This window comes from Kribbella sp. CCNWLW201 (assembly GCF_037203805.1).
Classification (GTDB): Bacteria; Actinomycetota; Actinomycetes; order Propionibacteriales; family Kribbellaceae; genus Kribbella.
This window is the reverse complement of record NZ_JBBCBQ010000025.1, coordinates 1-1,502: the sequence shown is the minus strand read 5'-3', so window position 1 is coordinate 1,502 and position 1,502 is coordinate 1. Positions and strand designations below refer to the sequence as shown.

The window sequence follows — 1,502 nt, the reverse complement described above, 5'->3', positions numbered from 1 at the left end:
CCCCACCCACCCCCCACCGCCGCACCCACAGCTGACCCCCACACGCACCTCACTGCCCCAACGCCCGGCACCCCCGCCACGCCGAGCACCGTGGACGCGAAACAGCCGTCGGCCCGGGGGGCGGGGCGGCGGCTGTTCGGCGTTTGGCGGGGTCTTGGTGGGTTACTTCTGCTGCTCGACGACGTAGTCGATGGCCTGGGTCAGCTTTTCGACGTCGTCAGGGTCGACTGACGGGAACATGGCGACGCGCAGTTGGTTGCGGCCCAGCTTGCGGTACGGCTCGGTGTCGACGATTCCGTTGGCGCGCAGCGTCGTCGCGACCGCGGCGGCGTCGATCGAGTCGTCCAGGTCGACGGTTCCGATCACGAGCGAGCGGGCGTCCGGGTCCTCGACGTACGGCGTGGCGTACTCGGACTTCTCGGCCCACGTGTACAGCCGGGTGCTCGAGTCCGTCGTACGCGCGACGCTCCACTCCAGCCCGCCCTGGTTATTGAGCCAGTCGGTCTGCTCCGCCATCAGGAACAGCGTGGCCAGCGACGGAGTGTTGTACGTCTGGTGCTTGCTCGAGTTGTCGACCGCGGTGGCCAGGTCCAGGAACGCCGGGATCCAGCGGCCGGACGCGGTGATCTCCTCGACCCGCGCCAGCGCGGCCGGGCTCATCACGGCGATCCAGAGGCCGCCGTCGGAGGCGAAGCACTTCTGCGGCGCGAAGTAGTAGACGTCCACCTCGTTGATGTCGACCGGCAGGCCGCCGGCGCCCGAGGTGGCGTCGATCGCGACCAGCGCGCCCTCGTCGGCACCCTCGACCCGCTTCACCGGCGCCATCACACCGGTGGAGGTCTCGTTGTGCGGCCAGGCGTACAGGTCGACGCCCGCCTCGGCGACCGCGACCGGTCGCGTACCCGGATCGGACTTCACGACGCTCGGCTCACCGAGGTGCGGCGCGAGCTGCGCGGCCTTGGCGAACTTCGAGGAGAACTCGCCGAAGCTCAGGTGCTGGCTCTTCTCCCGGATCAGCCCGAACGTCGCGACGTCCCAGAACGCGGTCGAGCCACCGTTGCCGAGCACGACCTGATAGCCGTCGGGCAGCTGGAACAGGTCGGCCACGCCCTGCTGCACCCGCGCCACGAGGTTCTTCACCGGCGCCTGGCGGTGCGACGTACCGAGCAGCTTGGCGCCCTCGGTGGCGAGAGCCGCGACGGCCTCCGGACGCACCTTGGACGGCCCGGCCCCGAAACGGCCATCAGCGGGCTTGAGCTCTGCAGGAATCTGAATGTCGCTGGTCACCAGCGGTTTCCCTTCGTCGTCTGCCAATCCCTGAGCCGACGACGCTGTCAGCGCACCCCATCCTCCCACACCACCCCCAGTCCTCCACCCCGGGTCTCACCCAGCACATACGCCGTACCCGGCCGTGGGGGGGGGGGGGGGGGGGGGGGGGGGGGGGGGGCGGGGGGGGGGGGGGGGGGTGGGGGGGGGGGGGGGGGGGGGGGGGGGGGGGGGGC

1 protein-coding gene is annotated in these 1,502 nt (G+C 71.4%); it reads right to left on the bottom strand.

The window, feature by feature from the left end:
* Positions 1-162 precede the first annotated feature (162 nt).
* Entirely contained in the window at positions 163-1,287 is a 1,125-nt protein-coding gene (serC, locus tag V9K99_RS42665; protein ID WP_442914723.1) for a phosphoserine transaminase, read from the bottom strand.
* Positions 1,288-1,502: the final 215 nt, after the last annotated feature.